Origin of the sequence: Cryptosporangium minutisporangium (assembly GCF_039536245.1) — a bacterium.
GTDB lineage: Bacteria > Actinomycetota > Actinomycetes > Mycobacteriales > Cryptosporangiaceae > Cryptosporangium > Cryptosporangium minutisporangium.
Genome location: NZ_BAAAYN010000006.1, coordinates 169,911 through 194,339, shown reverse-complemented (window position 1 = coordinate 194,339; position 24,429 = coordinate 169,911). Strand labels below are relative to the sequence as shown.

26 protein-coding genes are annotated in these 24,429 nt (G+C 71.1%); 13 read left to right on the top strand and 13 right to left on the bottom strand.

Features of this window, described 5'->3' with window-relative positions; translation table 11 throughout:
- Positions 1-104 precede the first annotated feature (104 nt).
- Genes ABEB28_RS05700 through ABEB28_RS05690 form a run of 3 tightly spaced genes read left to right on the top strand, consistent with a single transcriptional unit; the run spans position 105 to position 2,305 of the window.
- Entirely contained in the window at positions 105-1,265 is a 1,161-nt protein-coding gene (locus ABEB28_RS05700; protein ID WP_345726905.1) for a S8 family peptidase, read from the top strand.
- A complete protein-coding gene (locus ABEB28_RS05695; RefSeq protein ID WP_345726904.1) occupies positions 1,265-1,843 on the top strand; it encodes an RNA polymerase sigma factor in 579 nt (192 codons plus the stop codon). Before ABEB28_RS05700 ends, ABEB28_RS05695 begins: the two co-directional genes overlap by 1 nt.
- Before the next feature lie 9 nt (positions 1,844-1,852).
- The gene (locus ABEB28_RS05690) at positions 1,853-2,305 is read left to right on the top strand and encodes a hypothetical protein (protein ID WP_345726903.1); all 453 of its coding nucleotides are present in this window, start codon (positions 1,853-1,855) and stop codon (positions 2,303-2,305) included.
- 57 nt (positions 2,306-2,362) lie between these two features.
- On the opposite strand, the gene ABEB28_RS05685 is transcribed toward ABEB28_RS05690, so the two are convergent.
- Positions 2,363-3,571: an ABC transporter substrate-binding protein gene (locus tag ABEB28_RS05685; protein ID WP_345726902.1), complete on the bottom strand. Its 1,209-nt coding sequence runs from the start codon at positions 3,569-3,571 to the stop codon at positions 2,363-2,365.
- Between the two features lie 154 nt (positions 3,572-3,725).
- On the opposite strand from ABEB28_RS05685, the gene ABEB28_RS05680 reads away from it, so the two are divergent.
- Entirely contained in the window at positions 3,726-4,637 is a 912-nt protein-coding gene (locus ABEB28_RS05680) for a helix-turn-helix domain-containing protein (protein WP_345726901.1), read from the top strand.
- 102 nt (positions 4,638-4,739) lie between these two features.
- A complete protein-coding gene (locus ABEB28_RS05675; RefSeq protein WP_345726900.1) occupies positions 4,740-6,044 on the top strand; it encodes an MFS transporter in 1,305 nt (434 codons plus the stop codon).
- A 12-nt stretch (positions 6,045-6,056) separates the two neighbouring features.
- Here the strand turns inward: ABEB28_RS05675 and ABEB28_RS05670 are convergent, their stop codons facing one another.
- The 3 genes from ABEB28_RS05670 to ABEB28_RS05660 form a co-directional block, all read right to left on the bottom strand.
- Positions 6,057-6,851 (bottom strand): SAM-dependent methyltransferase, encoded by a 795-nt coding sequence (locus ABEB28_RS05670; RefSeq protein WP_345726899.1) that lies wholly within the window; start codon positions 6,849-6,851, stop codon positions 6,057-6,059.
- A 106-nt stretch (positions 6,852-6,957) separates the two neighbouring features.
- Positions 6,958-8,166, bottom strand: coding sequence for a PP2C family protein-serine/threonine phosphatase (locus ABEB28_RS05665; protein ID WP_345726898.1), 1,209 nt, complete (start codon positions 8,164-8,166; stop codon positions 6,958-6,960).
- Positions 8,167-8,273: 107 nt separating this feature from the next.
- Positions 8,274-9,779 (bottom strand): MFS transporter, encoded by a 1,506-nt coding sequence (locus ABEB28_RS05660; RefSeq protein WP_345726897.1) that lies wholly within the window; start codon positions 9,777-9,779, stop codon positions 8,274-8,276.
- 103 nt (positions 9,780-9,882) lie between these two features.
- Between ABEB28_RS05660 and ABEB28_RS05655 the strand changes: the two genes are divergently transcribed.
- Positions 9,883-10,752: a helix-turn-helix transcriptional regulator gene (locus ABEB28_RS05655; protein WP_345726896.1), complete on the top strand. Its 870-nt coding sequence runs from the start codon at positions 9,883-9,885 to the stop codon at positions 10,750-10,752.
- Here the strand turns inward: ABEB28_RS05655 and ABEB28_RS05650 are convergent.
- Positions 10,665-11,744 carry a hypothetical protein gene (locus tag ABEB28_RS05650; protein WP_345726895.1) on the bottom strand — a complete coding sequence of 360 codons (1,080 nt, stop codon included), beginning with the start codon at positions 11,742-11,744 and terminating at the stop codon, positions 10,665-10,667. The genes ABEB28_RS05655 and ABEB28_RS05650 overlap by 88 nt on opposite strands.
- 151 nt (positions 11,745-11,895) lie before the next feature.
- On the opposite strand from ABEB28_RS05650, the gene ABEB28_RS05645 reads away from it, so the two are divergent.
- From ABEB28_RS05645 to ABEB28_RS05630, 4 genes are all read left to right on the top strand, one after another.
- The gene (locus ABEB28_RS05645; RefSeq protein WP_345726894.1) at positions 11,896-12,945 is read left to right on the top strand and encodes a sensor histidine kinase; all 1,050 of its coding nucleotides are present in this window, start codon (positions 11,896-11,898) and stop codon (positions 12,943-12,945) included.
- Positions 12,945-13,598, top strand: a complete 654-nt coding sequence (locus ABEB28_RS05640; RefSeq protein ID WP_345726893.1) for a response regulator — start codon at positions 12,945-12,947, stop codon at positions 13,596-13,598. Before ABEB28_RS05645 ends, ABEB28_RS05640 begins: the two co-directional genes overlap by 1 nt.
- A 100-nt stretch (positions 13,599-13,698) precedes the next feature.
- Positions 13,699-14,046 carry a VOC family protein gene (locus ABEB28_RS05635; RefSeq protein ID WP_345727054.1) on the top strand — a complete coding sequence of 116 codons (348 nt, stop codon included), beginning with the start codon at positions 13,699-13,701 and terminating at the stop codon, positions 14,044-14,046.
- Positions 14,047-14,229: 183 nt separating this feature from the next.
- A complete protein-coding gene (locus tag ABEB28_RS05630) occupies positions 14,230-14,922 on the top strand; it encodes a B3/B4 domain-containing protein (RefSeq protein WP_345726892.1) in 693 nt (230 codons plus the stop codon).
- 100 nt (positions 14,923-15,022) lie between these two features.
- On the opposite strand, the gene ABEB28_RS05625 is transcribed toward ABEB28_RS05630, so the two are convergent.
- Complete coding sequence (locus ABEB28_RS05625) at positions 15,023-15,715, bottom strand: acyltransferase (protein WP_345726891.1); 693 nt, start codon at positions 15,713-15,715, stop codon at positions 15,023-15,025.
- A gap of 282 nt (positions 15,716-15,997) precedes the next feature.
- Positions 15,998-16,561, bottom strand: a complete 564-nt coding sequence (locus ABEB28_RS05620; protein ID WP_345726890.1) for a dihydrofolate reductase family protein — start codon at positions 16,559-16,561, stop codon at positions 15,998-16,000.
- Between the two features lie 172 nt (positions 16,562-16,733).
- Between ABEB28_RS05620 and ABEB28_RS05615 the strand changes: the two genes are divergently transcribed.
- Complete coding sequence (locus ABEB28_RS05615; protein ID WP_345726889.1) at positions 16,734-17,141, top strand: DUF6069 family protein; 408 nt, start codon at positions 16,734-16,736, stop codon at positions 17,139-17,141.
- Between the two features lie 231 nt (positions 17,142-17,372).
- Here ABEB28_RS05615 and ABEB28_RS05610 read toward each other — a convergent pair whose 3' ends face one another.
- The 3 genes from ABEB28_RS05610 to ABEB28_RS05600 are packed head-to-tail and all read right to left on the bottom strand — an operon-like array spanning position 17,373 to position 20,863.
- Positions 17,373-19,601: an Hsp70 family protein gene (locus ABEB28_RS05610; protein WP_345726888.1), complete on the bottom strand. Its 2,229-nt coding sequence runs from the start codon at positions 19,599-19,601 to the stop codon at positions 17,373-17,375.
- A 42-nt stretch (positions 19,602-19,643) separates the two neighbouring features.
- Positions 19,644-20,027: a GntR family transcriptional regulator gene (locus ABEB28_RS05605; RefSeq protein ID WP_345727053.1), complete on the bottom strand. Its 384-nt coding sequence runs from the start codon at positions 20,025-20,027 to the stop codon at positions 19,644-19,646.
- Between the two features lie 5 nt (positions 20,028-20,032).
- Positions 20,033-20,863: a hypothetical protein gene (locus ABEB28_RS05600; protein WP_345726887.1), complete on the bottom strand. Its 831-nt coding sequence runs from the start codon at positions 20,861-20,863 to the stop codon at positions 20,033-20,035.
- Positions 20,864-20,980: 117 nt separating this feature from the next.
- On the opposite strand from ABEB28_RS05600, the gene ABEB28_RS05595 reads away from it, so the two are divergent.
- Together ABEB28_RS05595 and ABEB28_RS05590 are read left to right on the top strand one after the other, a co-directional pair.
- Positions 20,981-21,787 (top strand): alpha/beta hydrolase, encoded by an 807-nt coding sequence (locus tag ABEB28_RS05595; RefSeq protein ID WP_345726886.1) that lies wholly within the window; start codon positions 20,981-20,983, stop codon positions 21,785-21,787.
- On the top strand, positions 21,784-22,200 hold the full coding sequence (locus tag ABEB28_RS05590; protein WP_345727052.1) for a GNAT family N-acetyltransferase: 417 nt from the start codon (positions 21,784-21,786) through the stop codon (positions 22,198-22,200). Before ABEB28_RS05595 ends, ABEB28_RS05590 begins: the two co-directional genes overlap by 4 nt.
- A 13-nt stretch (positions 22,201-22,213) precedes the next feature.
- Here the strand turns inward: ABEB28_RS05590 and ABEB28_RS05585 are convergent, their stop codons facing one another.
- The 3 genes from ABEB28_RS05585 to ABEB28_RS05575 all read right to left on the bottom strand — a co-directional run bounded on the left by ABEB28_RS05585 (position 22,214) and on the right by ABEB28_RS05575 (position 24,368).
- Complete coding sequence (locus tag ABEB28_RS05585) at positions 22,214-22,648, bottom strand: VOC family protein (protein ID WP_345726885.1); 435 nt, start codon at positions 22,646-22,648, stop codon at positions 22,214-22,216.
- Positions 22,649-22,730: 82 nt separating this feature from the next.
- The gene (locus ABEB28_RS05580) at positions 22,731-23,387 is read right to left on the bottom strand and encodes a fasciclin domain-containing protein (RefSeq protein ID WP_345726884.1); all 657 of its coding nucleotides are present in this window, start codon (positions 23,385-23,387) and stop codon (positions 22,731-22,733) included.
- A gap of 105 nt (positions 23,388-23,492) precedes the next feature.
- Positions 23,493-24,368 (bottom strand): alpha/beta fold hydrolase, encoded by an 876-nt coding sequence (locus tag ABEB28_RS05575; protein ID WP_345726883.1) that lies wholly within the window; start codon positions 24,366-24,368, stop codon positions 23,493-23,495.
- Between the last annotated feature and the right edge of the window lie 61 nt (positions 24,369-24,429).

Sequence of the window (24,429 nt, the reverse complement as noted above, 5' to 3'; positions counted from 1 at the left end):
AGGTCCAAGGTGAACGGTGGGGCGGCTCGGGACGCGCTGTATCACGCTGCCACGACGTTCCTCTGTAGGCCATACAGCCGTCCGAGCGTAACCCTGGGGGCAGCATGAATCAGGCCGAGTTGCTGGTGGACCTTCGTGACGCGCGCACCGTCGCGCGTCTCATCGCGGACACCCCTCCTCTTGCCGACCATCTCGTCGTCGGGACGGACGACACCGGGTCGGGCCTCGGGCTCGTCCGATGGTCGCTGACCGGGGTCGAGAAGGCGGTCGCGTCGCTGCGCACCGATCCGGCGACCGCTCCCCTGGTTCCCAGGGAGCCGCCGGAGGAGGACGTGGACGTGCTGATCGCCGTGCTCCGCGGGCTCGCTCGATCGGCGTACGGCGGGTGGAACCCGGTGATCGACCGGGACCATGACATCGGTGCCGTAGAGCTCAACCCGCACGTCAAGATCGCGGTCGGCGATCCCGCCGAGGAGGCGGCCCCCGCCGTCGTCCGGCTGGTCGGCGCCGGTTACCCGGACGGACCGCGGATCGGCGTCGCGGACGCGCGGGTCTACGACCATCCCGACCTCGCCGGCCGGTATCTCGGTCAGCCGCTGATCGGTCCGGGGCCGTTCCTGACGAAGGCACCCGGGCACGCAACGATCGTCGCCGGCACGATCCTGCGCCGCGAACCGAGCGCCCGGCTGGTCTGCCGCACCGTCCTCGTCCCCCACCCCGACGGCGCCAATACCTCGTGGGAGGTCGCGAACCGACTGTTGGCGTTCCTCCGCGACGACGTCTCGGTGCTCAACATGTCGTTCGGTTGTCTGACCGACGGGTCGCCGCCGCTGGCTCTGCGTCGAGCGCTGGATCGGCTGAGTGGTTCGGTGGTCCTGGTCGCGGCGGCCGGCAACCACGGCGAGAGCACGATGCCCGCCGCCGTGTACCCGGCTGCGTTCGGCGACGTGACCGCAGTCGGTGCCGCCGGGACCGACGGTGAGATCGCGCCGACCACTCCGCGGGCGCCCTGGCTGGACCTGCTCGCCCCCGGCGTCGACGTCGTCGGCCCGTTCCCTCCGGCGGTCGCACTCTCCGCCGACACCGCACCGACGGCGTTCCGCTCCGGCTACGCGCGGTGGTCCGGGAGCTCGTTCGCCGCCGCGAACGTCACCGGGGCGATCGCCCGGCTGATCGTGACCGAGCGGATCGACGCGTTCGCCGCGCGGGACCGGCTGCTCGAGGAAGCAGGGCCGGACATCCGTCCGTTCGTGCTGGAGGTCTGATGCCGACCGAGCATCCGGTGCAGGCGTTGGTCGAGGCGGCGCTCGCGGGCGATGAGCGCGCGTGGAACGCGATCGTCGACCGGTACGCATCGTTGCTCTGGGCGGTCTGCCGGGGCTTTGGCCTGTCCACCACCGACACCGACGACGTCGTCCAGGTGGTCTGGTTGCGGCTGCTGGAGCATCTCCCGGGCCTCGCCGCCCCGGCCGCTCTGCCCGGCTGGCTGATCACGACGACACGCCGCGAGTGCCTGCAGCACGCGCGGGTGTCGTCGGGCCGGGCCCGGCGCGAAGCGCCCCTCCTCGTGGAGCCAGGCGCTGACCTCGACGACCTGGATGACGAACTACTGCGCGCCGAGCGACGGGCGGCGATGCGGGCGGCGTTCCGACAGCTGGGCGAGCGCTGCCGGCGGCTGCTCGGACTGTTGCTCACCGAGCCTCGGCCGTCGTACGTCCAGATCAGTGCGGAGCTAGGTCTCGCGATCGGCAGCATCGGGCCGATCCGGGCCCGCTGTCTGGACGACCTGCGCCGGGCGCCGGAGCTGGCGGCGCTGCTGGCTGCGCCCACCGGCGGGGCGTGAGGAGCCGGGATGTCGACCGAGTGGACCGACGACGAGTTGCTGACCGAACTCGGCCGAGCGCTGGCTGAGGAGGCGAGCGTCCCGCCGTCGGTGGCGGCGGCAGGTCGGAGCCTGTTCGCCTGGCGGGATTTCGCCGCGGGTCTCGCCACGCTCACCTCCGACTCGGCGGCGGCCGGCTCGGTGCCGCTGATCCGGTCCGGGCGGGGCGCGCGGCGCAGCCTCGCGTTCGAAGCGCCCGGTTTGACGGTGGAGGTGGACGTGGAGTCCGATCCGGACGCGCTCCGTGGGTACGTGGTGGTCGAGGCCGGTCGGCCGACCCACGTCGTGGTGGAGACGGTCGGTGCCGAGCCGGTCCGGGCCGAGGTGGACGAGGCGGGGTACTTCGCGATCGACGCGTACAGCCCGTCGGGGGCCGCATTCCGACTCCGGTGCGGCGGCTTCGTCACGCCGTGGATCCGCTGATCGACCGCCGGCCGTCGATGCGTCCTCGGGACGCGTCGACGGTCGGCGTCGTACCGATCAGCTGCGGACGACCGACCCGCACAGCGGTGAGGCCTTCTGGTCCGGGACGAAGGCTTTCCCGGTGAGCTTCAGGAAGTACAGGCAGAGCTTGTCCGCCGAGGTCGTCGTGAAGTCTCGCGGCAGCGCGAACAACCCGCCCGCCGTCCACGTCTTGTCGTTCCGCACGGTGGAGAGCAGCTTCTCCTGCGTGGCGTCGCACCCGGCGAGGTCCAAGCCGTGCAGCAGAAGGTCCGCGGTGAGCCACCCGAGGGACTGGGCGAAGCTCGGGATGCCCGACTCGGAACCGGCGTGGTCCTTGAGCGCCTTCGACAGACGTAACGCGCCCGGGGTCTTCAGCTCCACCGGTGCCCAGCCGGTGGAGAACGAGACGCCCTGACCGGCCTGGACCGCCGGCGCCGACTCGAGGAGGTCCGCGCCGTAGCCGGTCGCCGTCAGGATCGCCTTCGGCTGGTAACCGGCCTGCCGGAGGCCCGCGACCACGGCGAAGGAGGTGTCCGGGTTGAGCGTCAGCGTGACGACGTCGGAGCGCGACTCGATGATGCCGAGCACGATCGCGCCGACGTCGGTGCTGCCCACCGGAACCGTCGTGTTGACGTAGCCACGTTGGAGCCCGGCCGCTACCGCCGACCGAAGGCTGTACTCCATGCCGCCGCGCCCGGCCGGGTTGTCGTACGAGACACCGGCGATCTTGGTACCGCCCTGGCTCTTGAAGTACTCGCCGTGGGTGGTGAACGTCTTCTCGTACTCCGGGACGATGCTGGCCGGGAGCAGGTTGTTCGTGGTGTCCTTCCACTGCTTCGCTCCGTCGAAGCCGGCGCCGAAGACCGGTATCTTCTTGCCGGTCGTGGTCATGAACGGCGCCGCGCCGTAGAAGGCCGGGCTGCCCTCGAGGACCGCGTAGACCCGGTCCCGCTGGACGAGCTTCTGCGCGGCGGTCACCGCGCCCTGCGGGGTCGACTGGTCGTCACCCTCGACGAGCGTGAACGTCTTGTCGGCGCACTTACCGCCGTCCTCCTTGTACGCAGCCAGCCGCGCCTCCACCCCGTCGGGGTAGGCCGCAAAAGCAGAACTCGACGGTCCGCTCAACGGAGCCAGCACGCCGAGTTTGATCTCGTCCGCTCCCCCCGCACTGTCCTCGCCGCACGCCGCTACCGCGAGCGCCAGGACGCACGCCGTCCCCAGCGCGACTACTGCCCGTCTCCCCATGGTCCACGCGTCCTCTCTGACTGTGGTGGAGCCCTCCGGCACCGAATCCTCGGTATCCTTACATAGATTGAAATCTTAGAAAGTAAAACGGTGCCCCTGCGTGAGCGCGCGGTGGTCGGCCGCGCGGCCGGCCACGAGCGGTAACCTGCGCCACATGCCGGAGCTGTCCATCACGCTGCGCGAAGGGCACGCTCACTTCACCGAGGGTGTGCTCGCCGCCGCGGGTCGGCATGTGCACGTGGCGCGGATGGAGGTGCACACCCACGGCTTCGTCGAGATCGCCGTCGTCACCGGTGGCGGCGGCACGCACCTGTCCCTCGGCGGTCGCCACGACATCCAGGTCGGAGACGTGTTCTTCCTGCGACCCGGCGTCTGGCACGGCTACGACTGCGCGCATCTCGAGCTGTACAACTGCGGGTTCAGCCCCGAACTGCTCTACCGAGAGCTGGCGTGGAGCCACGAGGATCCCTTGCTCGGCTACCTGCTCTGGACGGCGCCACTGTCGAAGGGACGACGCGGGCTGCTCACGACCCACCTGGGCGCGGAGCAGTTACGCGACTGCGAAGCCCACTTGGAGGCGCTCGACCGGCTGCGGTTCAAACCGCTCGGACTGCACCGCGGAGACGTCATCGCCGAGCTGACCCTCGTCCTGGGCCACGTCGCCCGCGCCGTGGCCGCCGACCGGGATCACGCGGCGGAGCCGAGCGGACCCACGCATCCGGTCGTCGCGCAGGCGATCCAGACCCTGGAGTCCCGGCTCCAGCACCCGTGGACCCTCACCGAGCTAGCGGCCGAGCTGCACGTCTCCTCCAGCTACCTGCTGCGGCGCTTCAAGGCGTCCACCGGACTGCCTCCGATGGCCTACCTCGCACGGCGCCGCGTCGAGACCGCGGCCGAGATGCTGCTGCACAGCGACGAGACCGTCGGCGAGATCGGTGACGCCGTCGGCTGGCCCGACCCGAACTACTTCGCCCGACGGTTCCGCACCCACTTCGGCCTGAGCGCCACGACCTACCGCGCCCGCTTCGCCCACACCGCCCGACAGCTCAGAGCAGTGCCGCCGTGAATCCTGTGCTAGTCGCGGGTTGACTCCGGGCTAGGCCGCAGCACAGCGCTCACCGGACGATGTTCCGAGCGATGTCTGCTGCTCAGCGTCGAAGGAGCCGCCATGAGCGCCTCGGGAACCAAGGTCCAGATCCCCCGGCAGGCCTGGAAAGTCGCGGTGCTCGCCGGGATGGCGTCCTACCTCGACGCGGGCGTCATCGTCACCAGCGGCGCGACGTTCGTGATCTACCGGGACGACTTCGGGTTCGGCGCGGGCACGCTCGGCGTGCTGTCCGCGCTGCTCACTCTCCTGTTCGCGGTCGGCGCGCTGGTCGGTGGCCGCCTGGGTGACCGGTTCGGCCGCCGACGCGTCTTCACGGTCACGATGGTCGGCCTCGCGGTGGGCGTCGCCACGATGGGCGCTGCGCAGAACGTGCTAATGCTCTACGTCGGCACCGTGCTCGTCGGGTTCAGCATCGGCGCTGATCTTCCGGTGTCGCTGGCGATGATCGCCGAAGAGGCCCCGCCCGGGGCGAAGGGGCGGTTGATCGCGTTCTCCCACGTGCTGTGGATGACGGCGATCGGCACGGTGCTCGCCCTGCAGGCCCTGGTCGGGAACCTCGGCACGATCGGTGCCCGGATCATGTGGCTGCACCTGCTGGTACTCGCCCTCGTTGTCCTCGTCCTGCGGTCCCGGATGCCGGAGTCGAAGGAGTGGGCCGCCGAGCGGGAACGGGCCCGCTCCGCGCCACCGCAGGACGCCGAGGGTCACCAGCTGGACGCCGGCAACGAGCTGGTGCGCCGACCGTTCGTCCTCCCGCTGGTCGCGCTCGCCCTGTTCTACGGAATCGTGAACCTCTCCGCGAACACCGGCGGGCAATTCGCGACGCTGCTCTACACCGACGTCGCCGGGGTGTCGGTGAGCACGGCGGGGACTCTCGGGCTGATCGTGCTCGGGATCTCGTTCCTGTCCGCGCTGGGGTTCATGCGCATCATCGAGTCACCGAACCGGATGACGTTCTTCCTCGTGGGCGGGGTCCTCTACGTCGTCGCGCAGCTGCTGCCGCTCGTGTTCGGTCCGTCGCTGGTGACGTTGGTGGCGTGGCAGGCGCTGAGCGGGGTCGGTGGGGCGTTCGCGGGCGAGCCGATGTGGAAGATCTGGTCCCAAGAGCTGTTCCCCACGCTGCTGCGCGCCAGCGCCCAAGGCGTGACCACGTTCTTCACCCGGGTCCTGGCCGCTCTCGTCGCGCTGGGCACGCCGCTGCTCATCGAGGTCGGCCCGTCGTATCTGTTCGCGTTCCTCACCGTGTGCGTAGCGTTCACCACCGCCCTCGGGTGGTTCTGGATCCGACGCATGCCGCCCGGGCAGGACGTCGAGAAGGCGCTGGAGGAAGGAGTGCCGCCGCGGGAGGCCTTCTCCCTCGCCTGAGCCCGGCTGCTCCTACGGGATCCGAGCCACCGCGCCGTAGCACGACACGTCGGAGGGGTCCGGCTGCTCGCTGCGGTCGTCCCTCCACTCCGACACCAGGCTGATCCCCGGCTCCACGAGCTCCAGGCCGGTGAAGAACTGCTCGAACTCGGCCTTGCTCCGCGGCTGGACCTCGCCGCGCTGCGCGTGCTGGAGCCGCTCGGCCACGGCCGGCGGCAGGTAGTCCCAGCTGGCGTGGCTGATCGCCAGGTACGAACCGGAGGGCAGCGCGTCGACCAGCGTCCGCACGATCCGGTACGGATCGTCGACCTCGTTGTCGTGGAAGAAGTGCAGGACCGCGACGAGGCTCAGGGCCACCGGTCGGCTCAGGTCGAGGACGTCCTTGACCTCGTCGGAGCCGAGGATCGCGTCGGGGTCGTGCAGGTCGGCTTCGAGGTACGCGACCGCGCCCCGCGGCGTGGCGCTGCTCATCAGCGCACGGGCGTGCACCAGCACGAGCGGGTCGTTGTCGATGTACGCGACCCGGGACTCCGGGGCGATCTCCTGCACGACCTCGTGCAGGTTCGGCGACGTGGGGATGCCGGTGCCGATGTCGAGGAACTGCCGGATCCCCGCCTCGCGCGCGAGGTAGGCCGCGGCGCGACGCATGAAGCCCCGGTTCTCGATCGCCCAGGTACGGATCGCCGGGAACGCCTCCGCGATCGCGTCGCCGGAGGCTCGGTCGACGGCGAAGTGGTCCTTCCCGCCCAACCAGTAGTCGTAGCGGCGGGCCGGGTGCGCGGTCGTCGTGTCGATCTTGTCGGGCACCTACCACTCCTCGAGTCGGCCGGCCATGGCCCGCTCATCGTACTGACGGTCGCCATCCTGATCGACCGATGTGGAGACTCGTGGATCGACGGTCCGACCTGCTTCGTCAGGGCTGCGCCAGGCGGGGGTCGTGACGCCACTCGACGAGCAGGAGTCCGGCGTCGTCGGCGAGACGATCGTTGTGGTGGTCCAGCAGCGCGTGGACGAGGCGTCGCAGCGTCTCCGGGGCGGCGTGGCCGTTCTTGTCGTGGGTGACGAGGAAGTCGACGAGGCGCTCGAGTCCGAAGAACCGGCCCTGCGGGTCGCGGGCCTCGGTGATCCCGTCGGTGTAGAAGAGGATCCGGTCCCCGGGCTCCAGCTGCGCCAGACCGACCGTGACCGCGCGGCTCACGCCGACGCCCATTGGCAGGCACGGGTGGCACTCGAGCAGCTGCTGCAGCGCGTGGCCGCGGATGAGGACCGGCGGCGGATGCCCGGCCAGCACCCACTCCAGCCAGCCGGTGTCGGTGTTCAGCCTGGCGAGCACGCCGGTGGTCAGGCGTCGCGCGGCGAACTGTTCGTGGAGGACCTCGTCGACCGCGGCCACGGTCGCCGGGAGGTCCAGGCCCCGTCGGCGCGCGTTGCGGTAGGCGCCGGAGGTCAGGGCGGACAGCACCGCGGAAGACACGTCGTGCCCGACCGCGTCGAAGAGGGCCGTGTGCAGGATCGGCCCGTCGAAGGCCCAGTCGAACAGGTCACCGCCGACTTCGTAGGCCGGTTCGAGCATGCCGGCGACCACCACGGCGTCGGTGGCGAACGTGTTCGGCGGTAGCAGGCTCCACTGCACCTCCGCCGACACGGACATCTCCCGTAGTCGCGCGACACGGTGGTAGGCGTCGCTGTGCGCGCGCTTCGAGACCAGCATCAGCGCGACCAGCGACGCCAGCCGCCGGGCCCGGCGTACGGTCACGTCGTCGGCGGACGCCACGGTCAGCCGCATCACCCCGAGACGCTCGGTGCCGTCCAGCAACGTCACCCACAGCCGCGAGCCGTCCTGCTCCTCGGCGCGGACCTCCAGCTCGGTGAAGGCCGATCCGCCCGGACCGCTGTCGACCGGGAGCTGCACCGCGGGCGGCTCGCCGGCCACACCACGGGGCCGGAGCCACACCAGCGCGTCCTGCTGCAGGTCGACCAGGTAGATGACCGGCTCGTACAGGCCCACCGGAGCGGCGTGCCTCGCCACCAGCGTCGGCAGGTCCTCCGGATGGCACTGGTGGGACGCGTGCAGCAACGCGTCGAACATGGCTTCGCCGTTCTGACCGAACTCGGCGGTCATGACGCGGCCTCCCCACTCTCGGCATTGCGCCGGCCACTCCCCGCCACGCTACGCGCGGCAGCCCCGGCGCAGGCCGGATGTCGCCGCTCCGAAGCGCCGACGCTGGATCACGGGCGCTGCGCGGGGATCCACCGTGCGGCGAGTCCTCCCAGCACCGCGCAGGCGAGAGCGGCGGCGGCGACCGCGACGTGCATCCCCGTCAGGAACGCCTCACGGGCCTGCTCCGCCGCGGCGCCACTGACCGCGGGGGTGTGCAGCGTCGCGTCCAGGGTCGCGGCGACCTCGGGGCCGAGGAGGCGGAAGACGACGGCTGCCAGCGAACCGAGCAGAGCGATGCCGAGAGCGTTGCCGATCTCGTTGGAGGTCTCGGCGAGCGCGGCGGCCGAGCCCGCCCGGCTCGGCGGTACCGCGGCCACGGCGGTCTCGGCGACCAGGCTGAACGAGAGCCCGTATCCGACGCCGGCGACCACCGTGGAGGCGATGAACCAGCCGACTCCCCCGGTGACCCGGGTGAACAGCAGCAGGGAGAGGCCGGCCGCCATCGCGAAGTGGCAGGTGACCAGGGCGGCACGCTTGCCGATCCGCTGGACCACCGCGGGTGTGACGACGCAGGAGGCGGTGAGCACCGCAGCCCCGGGGAGGGCCAGCAGGGCAGCAGTCAGTACCGGTAGGTCGAGAACGGACTGCAGGTAGATGCCGGTGAGATACGCGGCGGCGGCCCACGCGACCAGGGAGAGCGCGCCGGTGACGATCGCCACCGCGAATACTCGCTCGCGGAACAGGGAGAAGTCGACCAGCGGGTGCTCCAAGGTGTGCTGGCGACGCACGAACCACCAGAGCACGACGACGCCGGCGAGACCGGCGGCCAGCGAAGCCACCGACAGACCGTGCGCTGCGGCGTCCTTGAGCGCGTAGACAGCCAGCAGCAGACCGCCGGCGGACAGGACCACGCTGAGCACGTCGACGGTCCCGGCGCGGGTGGTGCGCACCTCGCGCAGGACGACCGGGGCGAAGACGAGGACGGCGGCCACCACCGGCAGGTTGATCAGGAACACCGAGCCCCACCAGAACTGGCTGAGCAGCAGGCCGCCGACGATCGGCGCCACGGCGAAGCCGGCCGCGAACGTCGCCGCGAAGATCCCGATCGCCTGCGCCCGCTGCCTGGCGTCGGGGAAGAGCTCGCTGAGCACCGCCAGCCCGGAGGGCAGCAGGGTGGCCCCGCCGAGACCCATGAGAGCCCGGAACCCGATCAGAGCCTCCGGGCTCGGCGCGAACGCCGCACCGGCCGAGCCGATGCCGAAGACGACCACGCCGATCAGCAGCAGGCGCAGACGCCCGTAGCGGTCGCCGAGGTTCCCGAACGCGATCAGCAGCGAGCCGACCACGAACCCGTACACGTCCAGGATCCAGAGGGCCTGATCCGCGCTCGGGTTCAACGTCGAGGTCACCCGCGGCATCGCCAGGTACAGAACCGAACCGTCCATCGCCACGAGCAACACCGGGCCGAGCACGATGAGCAGGCCGAACCAGGCCCGCCGATCCGCCCGCGCCGGAGCCGGCCGGCTCGCGGGCGGGTGGTGCGCGGTGGTGGAGGGAGCGTGCGTCTCGTTCATGCTCCGACCGTGCGGCCGGGACGGACAGGCAGCCAGACACCTCCCGTGGGTACCCCCGCCAGGTGCAGGCAGGCGGGCCCGGTGTCTGCCTACGATCGAACGCATGCGGACCGAGAGCCTCGGCGTGTTCCTCAAATCCCGACGCGACCGCATCACCCCGGCGGACGTCGGCCTGCGTACCTACGGTGCGACCCGGCGCGTGCCGGGCCTGCGGCGGGAGGAGCTGGCTCAGCTGGCCGGAGTCAGCGCCGGCTACTACACGCGCCTGGAACAGGACCAAGCGGGCACCGCATCGGCCCACGTCCTGGATGCCCTCGCGCGGGTGCTGGGCCTGGACGCGACCGAGACGGCTCATCTGCACAACCTGGCCCGCCGCCCCACGGCACCCCGTCTGACCAGGCCACGGTCCGAACAGCCCGACCCCCGAGTCCTCACCCTCCTGACGTCGCTGGGCGAGAACATCCCGGCGCTCGTGCTCGGCCGCCGCGGCGACGTACTGGCCTGGAACCGAACGGGCCACCTCCTCTTCGCCGAGCACCTGGACCTCGAGGCACCGACCGATCCCGCCACCCGCCCGTCGATCCCCCGGATGTTCTTCCTCGACCCGCTCCACCGCGACCTGCACCGCAACTGGGACGAGCTCGCCCGGATCCAGGTGGCGTACCTGCGGCTGACGTCCGGTCGTTACCCGGACGACGCCCGCCTCGCGGAGCTGATCGGCGAGCTGACCATGCACAGCGATGAGTTCGCCGCTCTGTGGGCCACCGGCGACGTCGCCGACTGCACCACCGGCACGATGAACCTGCAGCACCCGACGATCGGGGTACTCGACGTCGACTACCAGGTCTGGCTCCAACCCGACAGCCCGGACCACCGCCTCGAGATCTACACCCCACGCGACGTGCGATCGGAGGACGCGTTGAAGCTGCTGGCCAGCACCGCGGTCGACACCTCCGGGGTGCTCACGGGCTGACCCGACCCGCCTTCTCTGCGATCGGTGATCCGGCGTCGTCGGTAGTGCCTGACGGCTACCGCCAGCGCAATGCCCCACGGCAGCCACGCGAGGTTGCCCAGCCAGGCGCCCCAGTTCGCGGCGCTCAGCGCGTCCTCGCTCGGGGACGATCCGAGAAGGGCACCGGCGAGCGCTCGCCACATCGTCGCTCCGGCCCCGATCAACGCCAGCGCGACCACGCCTGCGGGGACGGTGGCCAGCGGGATGGGCACCCGGCGTCCGCCGAGCCAGGGCACCGCACCGGGAATCCGCGTGCCCCAGCGCTGGGTCAGTCCCAGCGTCAACAGGCCACCGGCCGCCGCCGCACCGGCGAACACCAGTTCGCGGGTTCGTCCGGTCGGGCTGGTCACCATCTCGGTGGTCGCGGCGTCGAGACCGACCGTCCAACCGAGCGCCCAGAGCAGTCGTGGGCCCGCGTAGAGAAGGGGTAGCGCGGCCGCGAGGTAGCAGAACCGGCGTTCCCGCCGCGCGGACACCGGGCCGAGAACACGGTGGCGGCGGCCTCCCGAGGGCCTGGCCGCCCAGAGCAGCAAGGCGCCCCCGGCCGCGCAGAAGGCTTGATGTGCCGCCGCTGCTTCTACTCGCTCGGGGTGCAGCACCATCAGTTCGCCCAGCGCCAGCAGGAGACGTCCGTCCGGGACGACGAGAAGCAGCACACCGCCGAGGCAGGCGGCGAGCGCGCGGAGCGCCGTACCGCCGTGGCCGGTGTGGCGGTACCGAGCTGCCAGCGCGAAGCCGACGAGCGCTCCGGTCAGCCCGAGGAACGCGACGACGACGCCGGTGAAACGCGCTGGGACGCCGACGAGTACGGCGCCCATCCGGGCGGCTCGGTCGGAGGGCCCGTAGGGAAAGCCGGCACCACCGGCGGCCCACCACAGGCCGAACGCTCCGTAGCAGAGCGACCAGGCCGCGGCCGACAGGGGCGGGAGAGTCGTCCGGTCGGTAATCATCATCGGCACACCCTTCGAAGAGGCAGCTTCGAGCGTCGGCGGAGGAGGCCGCGGGGCGCGCCTGTCGAAGGATCTGTTCCGACGTGGTGGTGCCCGAGCCGCTCTGCCTTTCGGCGGGGGCAGGACGGCGGCACACGTCCTAGGCTTCGGACCCGTGGCGATCTGGATCGGAGTGCTGTCGGCGGTGGCCGCGTGGATCGCCGTGGCCCTGATTCGCCGTACGTACGCGGCGGTGCTGCCCGCTGCGATGCTCTCGATCGCAGTGACCGCGATCTATCCGCGGCCCGACGCAGGCACGGCCGCACGCTGGGACGCCGCGCTGCTCCCGGCGATGGTGGAGTACCTGGCCTTCGCCGTACTCGCCGTCGTGGTCGTCCGACGAGCGCCGGTGGGGCAGGCGGCGGTCAGCGGGGCCGGCGCCGTACTCGCGAACGGCGTCCAAGTCCTCCGGCTGATCACTCCCGCGACGTGGCTGAGTGGGGTGGGTGCCTGCGCGCTCTGGACGATGATCGCGGTGGTGCCCGCGCTGATCGGTGTCCACCTCCGGCGTCAGGACCAGCGGAGAGCCGACGCCGCGGCGCGGGCGGCCGACGCACAACGTCGTCAGGTGGCGAGGGACCTGCACGACTACGTGGCCCACGACATCAGCGAGATGGTCGCCAGCGCGCAGGCCGGATCGGTCGTGGGCGACCGCGATCCGGCGCAGGCGGCGGTGTTGTTCCGTCGCATCGACGAGGCCGGGCAACGCGCCCTCGCCGCGATGGATCGCACGGTGCACCTGCTGGAGCGCGCCGACTCGCCCGCGCTCGGCGACCTTCCCGCGCTGGTGGCCCGCTTCGACGCCGCCGGAACGGTTCGCGCGCACCTTTCCGTCGCTGCCGGCCTGGACGGGATTGTCCCCGACGCCGTCGGCGCCCTCGCCTATCGAGTGGTGTCGGAGTCGTTGACGAACGTCCGCCGACACGCCCCGACCGCCTCGCTGGCGGTCGTGGAGCTTCGTCGGAGCGGCAACCGGCTGACCGTGCTGGTCCGCAACGACCTACCGAGGGAACCGCCCCCGCCGACCGCAGCGCGCGGCGGCCGAGGTTTGCCCAATCTGTCGGCAGCCGTCGAGGAGTTCGGGGGCGAACTCGAGGCCGGGCCCGACGCCGACGGGTGGCGGGTGACGGCGACGCTTCCGTTGCCGTCCGGGTGGCGCAGCTGATGGCCATCCGGGTCTTGCTCGCCGACGACCAGTTCGCGGTCCGCGCGGCCTTCCGGCTCATCATCGACGCGCAGCCGGACATGACCGTCGTCGGTGAAGCCCCCGACGGGGCCGCGGCGCTCGAACTGGCACGCCATCTGCGGCCCGACGTCGTCCTGGCCGACGTTCGGATGCCACATCTGAACGGGATCGAGTTGACGCGCGCGCTCGCCGGACCGGACGTCGACCGCCCCATCCGGGTGGTGGTGATCACGACCTTCGACCTGGACGATTACGTCCACGCCGCCCTGCGGCACGGAGCCTCCGGCTTCCTGCTCAAGCGGTCCGGGCCGACGCTGATGGTCGAGGCGATCCGGGCGGCGGTGGCCGGCGACACCTTGATCAGCCCGCAGGTCACCGCCCGGCTACTCGCCCACCTCACCTCGCCCGGAAAGGGCCCTGGTCGTCCGCCGCGGGCCCCACTCACCGGCCGGGAGATCGACGTCGTCCGGCTGGTGGCGAGCGGCCACTCGAACGCCGAGATCGCCGACGACCTGCGCCTCTCGGTAGGAACCGTGAAAGGTCACGTCGCGAACATCCACCGCAAGCTCGGCGTCCGAAACCGCGTCGAGATCGCGATCTGGGCCTACGAAGCCGGTCACGTCTCTCGCTAGAGCCTGTCCCAAAGCCTCGTCCCGCAAGGACGCGAGGGTGTGCTCGTGACAGCGCTCCGCCACGCCCGTCAGAGCGGTGCTTCACATGCCAGACTCTGCCATGACGATTCGCCGTGCTGTGCCCGACATCACAACCACCGACCCGGCCGCGAGCAGCAGTTTCTACCAGCTTCTCGGCTTCCGCGAGGAGATGAATCTGGGTTGGGTGGTCAACTTGGTTTCACCGTCCAATTCCACTGCCCAGGTCATTCTCATCACCACGGATGCAGCAGCGGCCGTAAACCCGGACCTCAGCGTCGAGGTAGATGACGTCGACGCCGCCTACGAGGCGGTACGCGCGTCGGGGGCAGAGATCGTGCACTCCATCACCGACGAACAGTGGGGCGTCCGGCGCTTTTTCGTCCGCGACCCAGACGGCAAGGTGGTCAATGTCGTCAGCCACCGGTGACAGGCAGGACGGCGGCGTGAATGGATCGCCTTGGATCTGCCGCATCCGCAAATAGGCCCTGCGGCGCAGCAATGCTTCATCCGCAGAGTTCGTTGCTTCCCAGGCCCGGATTGGACCGGTCATTCGGGCACGGAATGGTCCTGCCCGATCGCGCGGTCCGGCGGGCAGAGTGGGGCGGTGGTCATGTACTTCCAACACGCCAAGGACATCTGGACCGACTACCCGGCGCTCGCCGCCGGCGCGGTCTTCGTCGACGGGATATCGCCGGACGCGCCGGTGGAGCAGCAACTCGTCAGGTACGGCTCGATCGCGCAGAACCGGCTCGCTGTCAGGCCCGAGTCGGAACTGCCCGAGATCCAGGCCTGGCGGCGTACCTACGCGCGGCTGGGGCTCAAGCCGACGCAGTATCGCTGCGCCGCCGAGTCGCTGCTCCGGCGGTTCCGGAAGGAGGGGGCGCTGCCCAGAATCCACCCGCTGGTCGACCTGTGCAATGCGCTCTCGCTCGCCTACGCCATACCGGTAGCCGCGATCGACGCCAGCAAGGTCGCGCAGTGGCTGGAGGTCCGCTACGCCGACGGCGACGAGGAGTACCTGACCTTCTCCGGTGAGACCGAGCACCCCCAGGCCGGCGAGGTGACGTTCGTCGACGCCGTCGGGCGTTCCCACGCCCGCCGGTGGACCAACCGGCAGAGCGGCTACTCCGCGGTCCAGGACACGACGACCACGGCGCTGATCGTCGTCGAGGCGCTCCACGAGACGGCGGCCGACGACGTCGCGGCGCTGACGGCGGCGCTCGCGCACGAACTGGGCGAGGTCTGGTCGGTGACCCCGAAGGCGCAGCTGCTCACCGACGCCCGGCCGCGTTTCGAGTTCTGACGCGATTGCGGCGGACTGCGGCGCTCCCCTGACCGCTGGCCTGCGCCCGGCGCCGATGAGCCGCGGAACCGAGACCTCGTTGACGTCGTCGGCTGCGACGTCAGGCCGACTCGGACCCCGTCTCCTCGACGCCGAAGTGTCCGCGTCGCACCGGCCGCACGTCGCCGCGGCGACCGACCCAACCGACGCCCGGCTTGAGGCGTCGCAACAGCTTGGCGGGGGCGCCACCGACTACGCAGTGGTCGGCGACCTCACCGCGGACCACGGAGCCGGCCGCCACCACCGCGTTCCGCCCGATCGTGGTCCCGGGGAGGATGATCGCGCCGTGGCCGACCCATGAGCCCGACCCGATGCGCACCGGATCGTGGGTGCCGAACTGTTCACCGATCGGCAGGTCCGGGTCCTGGTAGCCGTGGCTGGCGTCGCAGACGAACACGTCCTGGCCGAACCACACGTCGTCGCCCAGCTCGATCGACTCGTGCGCGACCAGACCGCAGCGATCGCCGATCACACACCGGTCGCCGATCACCAGTCCACGCTCCGGTACACCGGGGTAGTCCGGCCAGTAGCCCACCGACAGCGTCGCCTGACGCCCGATACGGACGCCGGTCCCGATGTGAATCGCCCCGGTGTTCATCAGGGTCGCCGCCGGGAAACCGATGGTGGAGTCCGCTCCGAAGCTGCCGAACCCCGCCGCGGCTCGGGTGCCCGGTGTGACCTTGCCGATCTGGTCGAGCCACCGCCAACCAGCCAGCACGCCCCGGTTCAGCAACGATTTGATGCCGATGTCCACCACGGGAGAGTAAGCGGTCCCCGTACACCGCCTGGAGCCGGACCCCCGTCCCGGGGAGCCGGTCACCCTCGGTGCCCGGACGAGCGCACCGAGGGCCGGCGTCCGCTCCCGTTCAGGCGGGCAGTCGTCGCCCGATCGCGGGGACGACGATCGCGGCAGCGACCAGGTGAGTCAGCGTCAGTCAGCGTCGCGAAACCCGCCCCCGGGATCGGCGCACCCGCGATGACTAGTTCCGGGACCGCGGCCCAGGCGAAGGAAGACGCTCGATCGGCGCGTTCGTGGCTACCGCTCGACTGGCCGGTACCGCACGCTCAGCTCGGCCGTGGGGTCGCCTGCACCGACCCGGTGGAGGTAGTGCGGCCGGCCACCGGGGAGGTCCAGGAGCCTGATGCCGTCGCCGAGCAACACGGGCGCGATGTGCAGGTTGATCTCGTCGAGCAGCCCACGTTCGAGAAGCTGGCCACCGATCGTCGGCGACAACACCTCGACGTTCCCGCCGCCGGCCGCGGCCAGCGCGATCCGAACCGCCTCGGCCACGTCACAGTTGAGAAAGGTGACGCCGTCGGCGGGCTCGGCGTCCTCGGGGTGATGGGTGAGCACGAAGATGGGTCCCGTCCAGGCGCCGCCGTAGACGGCGCTCGGGTCCGGGAAGTGATCCCAGCCGCGCCGGCCGCCCAGGACCGCGCCGGTGGTCCTGAGGTAGTCGTCGATCAGGCCCGGCTGGGGCGAGATCCCGGTCATCATCCAGTCCATCTCGTGGTTCGGCCCGGCCACGAACCCGTCCAGGGACATGGTGAAGTGCCAGAGCACCTTGGCGTTCGCGGTCTGCGGTTCGATGTCGTCCACTGCTGCCTCCTCTGCCGGGGCTGATTGCCTCGTGCGGTGTTGAGACGGCATCCACCGCAAAACCTCATCGGTCCAGGCCGAGACCGGACCGATCACTTTTCCCGGCGGACCCAGTCTCAACAACCACGAGCGACCGGCGCAGGACCGGTCCGCACCGCATCGGAGGCCCGCCATGTCCACCACCACACAACTCGCCGCTGCGCCCACGACCCGTTCCCTGGTCGTCGCGGGTATCGCGGCCACGGCCGTAGCCAGCCTCGCCACCTCCGCCGTCGCGGCGGCCGGCCACGCGGCCGGAATCAGCCTGGACATCGCCGGCGAGCCCATCCCGGTGCCCGGGTTCGCCATCATGACCACCTTGTTCTCGCTGGTCGGCTTGGTTCTCGCCGTCGCACTGCGACGCTTTGCCCGGCACCCGCGCCGCATCTTCGTCCGCACCACCCTGGCGCTCACCGCGCTGTCATTCGTCCCGGACGTGCTGGCGGACGCCGCTGTCAGCACGAAGATGCTGCTGATGCTCACCCACCTGGTCGCCGCCGCGATCGTCATCCCCGCGATCGCGCGACGCCTGCCCGCCTGACGGCGCACGCTCGTGACCGACGGCCGGATCGACCCGGATGCGCAGGCGCGCGTCCGGGTCGCGGTCTGTCGCAGGTCGCCCCGCAGTTCGGCGGCCCGAGGCTTGCACTCGCTCGTCGAAATCGGCGGTCACCTCGTGCTCCGCGGGTCGGTCTGGAGCGGCCGCGCATCCCGCCGAAGGTGCCGTCGAGCGCCAGGCGTGCCGCGGGGGGTGCCGGTCGGAAGCGACCTTTTAGTGCTCCAACTCCCAGATCCGGGTCGTCGTGTCCTCGCTCGCGGTGGCGAGGCGCCCGCCGTCCAGGCTGAACGCGACGTCGTAGACCTCGGATCGGTGGCCGGTCAGCGCGTTGCCGATCTGCTCCTGCTCGACGACGTCCCAGAGCCGGGCGGTACCGTCCGCTCCGGCGCTCGCCACCGTCTGGCCGTCCGGGTTGAACGCGACCTCGAAGACCTGGCCGTCGTGGCCGGTCAGAGGGTCGCCGATCGGTTCCCGGTCGCCGACCTCCCACAGCCGGACGGTGCCGTCGGCACCTCCGCTGACCAGCGTCTTGCCGTCCGGGCTGAACGCCATGCCGAGCACCACGCCCTCGTGCCCGAGCAGCGCAGCGCCGACGGTCTCGCGATTCAGCACGTCCCAGAGGTGAATTCCGCCGTCGCTGCCCGCGGTGGCGAGGAACTGCCCGTCCGGACTGAACGCCACGTCCGTCACGTCACCGTCCTCGTACACCTGCATGCGATCGCCGTCCATGAGGTTGCGTGCGGTGTCCCAGAACAGCACGTCACCGTGGTTGTCGCCGGTCGCGATCAGGTCATCGATCGGACTGAAGGCCACGGCGGTGACCCCGACGGTCTGCTCGTGGCGGTCGTCGCCACCGGTTCGAAGCTGCATCGCGACGCTCCAGTAGTGCAGCGGGCCGCCGACGAACGCCATCGTCGTGCCGTCGCGGGAGTACGCCACCTCGCTGACCGGCAGCGAGTACTGAAGGGGGAACGTGTCGATGACCGTGCGGCGCTCCAAGTTCCATCGCTCGGGCATTCGGGTGTCGCCGCCGGTGAGGACCTCCGTGCCGTCCGAATTGAACTCGACGCTCCGCACGGCGCCGTCGCCGTCGAGCGTGGCGAGGAGCTTCGCGCCGGTGACTCCTCCGTCGTCCGACGGGTTCACGATCCAGAAGGCGACTACGAGGACGAGGATGGCCGCGGTAGTCAGCCACGCCGGACGAGGGATCCGGCGCAGCGCGGTCGCGGGGTGGCGAGCCGGGAGGTCCGGAGTCTCGAGTGAGTACGGCCGCGGAGCCGGGCTCACGCTGACCGGCTGCGCGGCGGTGGCGGCGTCCCCGTCCGGAGCGACTGTGGCTTCGGCCGGAGGGACCGCTGCTGCGGCGAGCATGGGCCTGGTAGCGGTCGCGTACAGGCAACCTTCGGCGACGACGAGCTCCGGGTGATCGAGCGCGGTCGGCGGGGTTCGCACCGCCCGGTGCAGGAGCGTGGCCACCAGCGGGATCCGGGATGAGCCACCGACCAGGAACACGCCGCCGATCTCCTCCGGCGGCAACCCGGCCTCTGCCAGCACCCGCCGGGTCAGCGACGTCGTCCGCTCCAGCGGCGGCCGCGCGGCCGTCTCGAACTCCTCGCGGGTGAGGTGCACCGCGGACTCGGCGAGCGGGACGTGCACGTCGGCCGTGGAGTGGCGGGACAACTGCTCCTTCGCCGCCCGCGCCCCTCGCCACAGCAGGTGGTGCGCGTGCTGCTCGGCGAGCGTCTGCGGCCGATCCAGCCGCGCCCACGGGTCGGCGGCGTCCCCGGTCAGCGTCCGCGCGTGTGCGACGACCAGAGCGTCCAGATCGAGACCCCCGAGTTCCGGGAGGCCGGCCGAGGCCACCACCTCGTGGTCCTGCCCGCGGGGCCGGACCACGCTGACGTCGAACGTGCCGGCCCCGAAGTCGTAGACGACCAGGCACTGACCGGGCGGGATCTCCTCTCCGAGCACCTGCGCGAAGTACGCGGCGGCGGCGACCGGCTCCGGAACGAAACCGACGGCGCCCAACCCGGCGCGCTCGGCCGCGTCGGCCAACAGGCCCAGACGGGTTCGCTGCCACCCGGCCGGATGGGTCAGTACCACCTCGCTGAGCGGTCCGCCCGCCACCCGCCGCGCCTCCTCGACGACCCGGCGGAGCACCGCAGCGACGAGATCCACGACCGGAACCTCCCGGCCGCCCAACCACACCGTGCCGTCGTCGATCCGCCGCTTCGGGTTCGGCTCCAGCCCCGCCGGCGCGACGAGGCCGGCCCGCTCGGCGTCCGCGCCGGTCAGTAGCTCCCGGCCGGCGAACACCGCCGAGGGCAGCAGCGGTGAGGCGTCGAACAGCAGGGGGCGTACTCGGCCATCCGATCCGCGGAGCACGGCCACCGTGTGGGAGGTGCCGAAGTCGATGCCGAGCCGGAAGCCCTCCGCTGCCACGTGACCACAGTAGACCCGGCGTGCCCACGCCGAGCCCTCCTATCAGGGCGAAGGCGAGGGTGACGCTGCGATGCCCTTCGTCAGGGCCGCCTGGACGATGCGCAGGGCTTCGTTGGTGTCGAGGCCGATGCTGGCGACGACCGTGGCGTACTCGACGGCCGCGCGACGCGCCCGCTCGCGCCCCTCCTCACCGGCGGCGGACACGAACGAGCCGGCGTGTCCGCGGGTCTCGATCAGCCCCGCCTCCTCCAGCTCGCGGTAGGCCCGGCCGACGGTGTTGACCGCCAGGCCGAGGTCCGCGGCCAGGCGGCGGATGGTCGGCAGCCGGGTGCCCACGGCGAGCGTGCGGTCCTGGATCTGGCGGGCGAGCTGGGCGCGGAGCTGCTCGAACGGTGGAACGGGTGAGGCCGAGTCGATGACGATCATGCTGTTCATCGGGCGCTCGAGGCGTGCTGGGCCGCCAGTGCGCGCCGCCCCTCCCAGGCGGTGATCAGGAGGAGCGCGATGATGCTCAGGATCATGAAGACGAGCCAGCCCGTGTTCCACGGATCGAGTCCGGTGTCGAATACCGACACGATCGGCAGTGACCACACCACGGTCGGTAGGGCCACCTCGCGGGCGTCCTCGACACGCATGAGGAAGTCGGCCTTCAGCGAGTCCTCGTCGTCGGCCACTACCGGGTGGGTGAACACGTGGCGCAGTTGGACGGCCGTGCCGGCCCCGACCCCGCACAGCCCGATGAGCAGGATGACCGCCGCGTACTTCGCGGCGCCGTCCCGCACGGTCAGGGCCACGAGCGCCAGCACCGCGGCGGCCGCGTACGTGATCGCCAGCAACGCGGCCCGCGGCACGCCGAGCACGGTGCGCCAGCCGGGCCGGACGGAGTGGGTCGCCCGTCGCGGCAACTCCGCGCCCGCCTGCTGATCGACCCGCCGCACCCACCGGTCCAGCAGCGACAGGCCCAGCACCACCCCGGCCACCAGCACCGTCAGCACCACCAGCGCCCAGCGCCGCTGCGTCCCGAGCTCGTCATCCGCGGGACGGATCGGCAAGGCGGAGACGTAGACGAGAGCAGCTGCGCAGAGGAACACGGCCAGCAGGACGGAGGCGGCCAGGCGCGCACGTCGTCGGGCCGTCAGGCGCGCCGCCAGCAGCGGTGGCGGGACATCGGTCAGGCCGCGTGCGGCCAGCCACAGGCGAGCTATCTCGAGGTGCGCCGGGCGCACCGGCGAGCCACCCTCCGGTACTGCCTCCTCCGACATGACGCCTCCTATGTCGCAAGCTTTGTCTCAACATGTTGCGTCATTGCTTGCGACAAGTCAACGGAGTGCGGGCGTCATGTCGGAGTCCCCGGCGGGTAGGCGTTAGCGTGGGTCGGCATGGGCCGGTGGTGCCGGACAGGGCTGATCGTCGCGATCGTCATCGGATTGGTGGTGGGCATGCTGTGGGCGCTGCAGCGGCGGCTGATCTACTTCCCCGACCGCGCCGCGCCTCCCGTGCCGGCTGCGGTCACGGAGGTCGCTCTCGCCACCGACGACGGGCTGCGGCTCACCGCATGGCGGATTGCACCGGAGGCACCGTCGGAACCGGGGATCGCCGCCCTGGTGGCGCCGGGTAACGCGGGCAATCGCGCCGACCGCGTACCGCTGGCCCGGCAGCTCGCGGCGGCCGGGCTCACCGTGCTGCTCCTGGACTACCGCGGCTACGGCGGCAATCCCGGCGAGCCGTCCGAGGACGGGCTCGCCCGCGACGCTCGCGCGGCCTGGAGCTACCTCACCGGCGCCGGCGGGTTCGCCGCCGACCGGATCGTTCTGTTCGGGGAGAGCCTCGGCGCCGCCGTTGTCACCCGGCTCGCCGCGGGCCTCTCCGAGCAGCCACGCGGACTAGTGCTCCGCTCGCCGTTCGCGTCGCTGACCGATGTCGGGAAGGCTCACTATCCGTTCCTGCCCGTCGGCTGGCTGCTGCGTGACCGGTTCTCGGTGGTGGACCACATCCGCACCGTCGAGGCGCCCACGATCGTCGTCCACGGCACGCGCGACCTGGTCGTTCCACCCGAACAGAGCCGCGAGGTCGCCGAAGCGGCCGCGAACCTCGTCGACGTCGTCGCGGTCGAGGGCGCCGACCACAACGACGCGGTACTCGGCGAGGGCACCGTCGTGGTCGACGCCGTCCGTCGCCTCACCTGAATCATCATCGGGTTGAGCCTGCTGATGCGTGTGCAATTCTGCAGGCTGTAGCAGGTCCGATTGCGCACGCATGCCGGCTACCCGCGTCTCATCATCCGACGAGTAGTCGTCGCGGCCTCGCCGCAGAGCGGCAGATGTTCGTCGCCGTGGAGGACGACGTCCTCGGCACCGTTTCCCGCGACGGCAACAAGGTCTTCACCATGTTCATCCACCCTCGGGCGGCCGGTCAGGGTGTCGGTCGGCGGCTGATGCGCCACATCGAGGCGCTGGCAGCGACGGACGGCTACGACCACATGGAAACCGGCGCCAGCATCACGGGACACGGGTTCTACCACCGGCTCGGCTACGTCGACGTGAGGACGAGCGAGACCGAGTTCGGCCTCAACTACATCCTCCGGAAACCCCTGCCGTGACGGCGACGGCTACTCAGTCGAGGCAGAACTCGTTGCCCTCGACGTCCTGCATCACGAGGCACGACTCGTTGTAGCCATCGGCACGCAGCAGCTCCACGCGTACCCCGCCGAGCGCGACCAGGCGCGCGCACTCGGCCTCGAGCGCGGCCACGCGCTCCTCCCCCACGAGCCCGGTGCCGACCCGCACGTCGAGATGCACCCGATTCTTCACGACCTTGCCCTCGGGAACCCGCTGGAAATACAGTCGCGGGCCCACGCCGCTGGGGTCCTGGCAGACGAACGCTGAACCCTGACGCTCGGGCGGCAGCGTGCGATCGAAGTCGTCCCAGGTGGCGAACCCCTCCGGGGGCGGCGGAACGACGTACCCCAACACCTCGCACCAGAACCGAGCGACGCGCTCGGGCTCAGCGCAGTCGAAAGTGACCTGGACCTGTTTGACCGACGCCATGGGCCCCCACCATAGAAGCAGGGCGCCTGGGTAAGTCACCGGGGGCGGACGGCTACCGCCGTCCGCCCCCGGGAGCGTGAGGTCAGGGAAGGTCGCTCGGGCGCAGCACCCGGTCGATCGCGTGCGCGATCTGCTTGTTCCCCTTGTTCACGTTGAAGACGACGACGCGCGGGTCGCGGTCGCTGCGGTCCGCGTCGATCAGCCGGACGCCCTTCGAGCGCCAGTAGCGGTAGACGTCGACGGTGATCTTGGCACCTGCAGCGGTCTTGAGCTTCGCACCGTCGGACTTCAGAGCCGCCGCCCGGTCGACCGTCGCGCCGGGCACGACGTGGTAGAGCAGCACCGCCTCGACCGTGTTGATGCCCAGGCCGGCGACCGCGTTGAAGGTGCGGCGTTCGCTGGACCAGGTCCGGGTGCCCTGGATGTCGGCGACCAGCCGCTGGAACGCCGCGTCGGTCGGAACGAAGGCGGTCAGCGGCTTGCTGCCGTCGGTCAGCACGCCCACCGGACTCTTCGGCTTGGCCTTCAGGACGGCCAGCAGTGCTGCGGTGACGATGTCGAAGTCTTTGCTGTTGCGGTCGAAACCGCTCTTGTCGCTGGTCAATACTGCGGCCAGGGACTTGTTCCCCTTCGGCTTCGGCGTTTCGGTCGCCGCGGCGGGGCTCGCCACGGCGCCGGCGGCGAGCAGAGCGGCGGCCGCAACTGCGACCGCCCGAGTGCCCAGTCGGACGAACTTCATCGCTGACTTCCTCCCGTAGACACGTGGCTGGTTGCCACAGCTACGTCTACGACCGGTCCGCCGCATCCGGATGCACCCTGACTCCACAAATATTCGCGGGAGGCGTCAGCGTGCGTCGAGGACCTCCCGCAGCCGCGCGGCGAACTCCGCGGGCTTGCCCGCGTATCCGTGCTCGCCTCCGAGGAACCCGCCGTGGTGACTCGGGAACACCGCGGCCTCCTGGCCGAGCAGCGCCGCGGTCGCGATCGCCGTCCGCCCGGTGTAGGTGTTCCCCGTCTCCTCCCCGACCGCGATCACGATGCGGGTCGGCGCCGCGGCGAGTGCGGCCGGGTCGGGTCGGTAGTCGGAGACCGCCCACGAACTCTTCGACAGCAGTGGGTCGTCGCGCCTGCCGTCGTCCTCGGCAGGCAGGCCGAACATCGCGGGGTCGGGGGCGGGCTGGGCGAAATACTCTTCGGTGAACTCGCCCTGCCACGACGTCATCGCGATGAACGCCGCCATGCCCGCCCCCGAGCCCTTCGCCTGGTACGCCTCGTGGAACGCGGCCCGGGCACGCACGACAGCCTCGGCGTCGGGTAGCACCGCGTTGATCGGCGGCTCGTGCGCGACCAGCGTCACGACGTCGCCGGGGTACGCCGTGACGAGTTCCAGCGCGGTCACGGCGCCGCCGCTGCTGGCGAACACCTCGACCGGCCCGGCGCCCAACTCCTCGATCAAGAGGTGCAGGTCGGCCGCCTGCTGCTGCGGCGTGTGCTCCGACCGACCGTCCGTCCGGACGCTCCGGCCCAGGCCACGCGGATCGTAGGTGACCACCGTGCGGTCGGCGAAGTGCGGGGCGAGCGATCCGAAGCCCTCCGCCGACATCGGCTGGCCGATCATGAGCAACACGGGGCACCCGTCGGCCGGCGGCAACGGACCCCGGACGTCGTAAACCAGCTCGGCACCGGGGACGACAAGGGTGTGCGTCTGTGTCTGCGTCATGCGGTGACAGTACGACTGGTGGCCGGTCCGGGTTCGCCGACTCCGGCGTCCCGGGGGCACG

What these genes read in the sequence shown, in the direction of transcription:
- ABEB28_RS05700 (WP_345726905.1), top strand. Translation starts at nt 105, where the DNA reads ATGAATCAGGCCGAGTTGCTGGTGGACCTTCGTGACGCGCGCACCGTC.
- ABEB28_RS05695 (WP_345726904.1), top strand. Translation starts at nt 1,265, where the DNA reads ATGCCGACCGAGCATCCGGTGCAGGCGTTGGTCGAGGCGGCGCTCGCG.
- ABEB28_RS05690 (WP_345726903.1), top strand. Translation starts at nt 1,853, where the DNA reads ATGTCGACCGAGTGGACCGACGACGAGTTGCTGACCGAACTCGGCCGA.
- ABEB28_RS05685 (WP_345726902.1), bottom strand. Translation starts at nt 3,571, where the DNA reads ATGGGGAGACGGGCAGTAGTCGCGCTGGGGACGGCGTGCGTCCTGGCG.
- ABEB28_RS05680 (WP_345726901.1), top strand. Translation starts at nt 3,726, where the DNA reads ATGCCGGAGCTGTCCATCACGCTGCGCGAAGGGCACGCTCACTTCACC.
- ABEB28_RS05675 (WP_345726900.1), top strand. Translation starts at nt 4,740, where the DNA reads ATGAGCGCCTCGGGAACCAAGGTCCAGATCCCCCGGCAGGCCTGGAAA.
- ABEB28_RS05665 (WP_345726898.1), bottom strand. Translation starts at nt 8,166, where the DNA reads ATGACCGCCGAGTTCGGTCAGAACGGCGAAGCCATGTTCGACGCGTTG.
- ABEB28_RS05660 (WP_345726897.1), bottom strand. Translation starts at nt 9,779, where the DNA reads ATGAACGAGACGCACGCTCCCTCCACCACCGCGCACCACCCGCCCGCG.
- ABEB28_RS05655 (WP_345726896.1), top strand. Translation starts at nt 9,883, where the DNA reads ATGCGGACCGAGAGCCTCGGCGTGTTCCTCAAATCCCGACGCGACCGC.
- ABEB28_RS05650 (WP_345726895.1), bottom strand. Translation starts at nt 11,744, where the DNA reads ATGATGATTACCGACCGGACGACTCTCCCGCCCCTGTCGGCCGCGGCC.
- ABEB28_RS05640 (WP_345726893.1), top strand. Translation starts at nt 12,945, where the DNA reads ATGGCCATCCGGGTCTTGCTCGCCGACGACCAGTTCGCGGTCCGCGCG.
- ABEB28_RS05635 (WP_345727054.1), top strand. Translation starts at nt 13,699, where the DNA reads ATGACGATTCGCCGTGCTGTGCCCGACATCACAACCACCGACCCGGCC.
- ABEB28_RS05630 (WP_345726892.1), top strand. Translation starts at nt 14,230, where the DNA reads ATGTACTTCCAACACGCCAAGGACATCTGGACCGACTACCCGGCGCTC.
- ABEB28_RS05615 (WP_345726889.1), top strand. Translation starts at nt 16,734, where the DNA reads ATGTCCACCACCACACAACTCGCCGCTGCGCCCACGACCCGTTCCCTG.
- ABEB28_RS05605 (WP_345727053.1), bottom strand. Translation starts at nt 20,027, where the DNA reads ATGATCGTCATCGACTCGGCCTCACCCGTTCCACCGTTCGAGCAGCTC.
- ABEB28_RS05600 (WP_345726887.1), bottom strand. Translation starts at nt 20,863, where the DNA reads ATGTCGGAGGAGGCAGTACCGGAGGGTGGCTCGCCGGTGCGCCCGGCG.
- ABEB28_RS05595 (WP_345726886.1), top strand. Translation starts at nt 20,981, where the DNA reads ATGGGCCGGTGGTGCCGGACAGGGCTGATCGTCGCGATCGTCATCGGA.
- ABEB28_RS05585 (WP_345726885.1), bottom strand. Translation starts at nt 22,648, where the DNA reads ATGGCGTCGGTCAAACAGGTCCAGGTCACTTTCGACTGCGCTGAGCCC.
- ABEB28_RS05580 (WP_345726884.1), bottom strand. Translation starts at nt 23,387, where the DNA reads ATGAAGTTCGTCCGACTGGGCACTCGGGCGGTCGCAGTTGCGGCCGCC.
- ABEB28_RS05575 (WP_345726883.1), bottom strand. Translation starts at nt 24,368, where the DNA reads ATGACGCAGACACAGACGCACACCCTTGTCGTCCCCGGTGCCGAGCTG.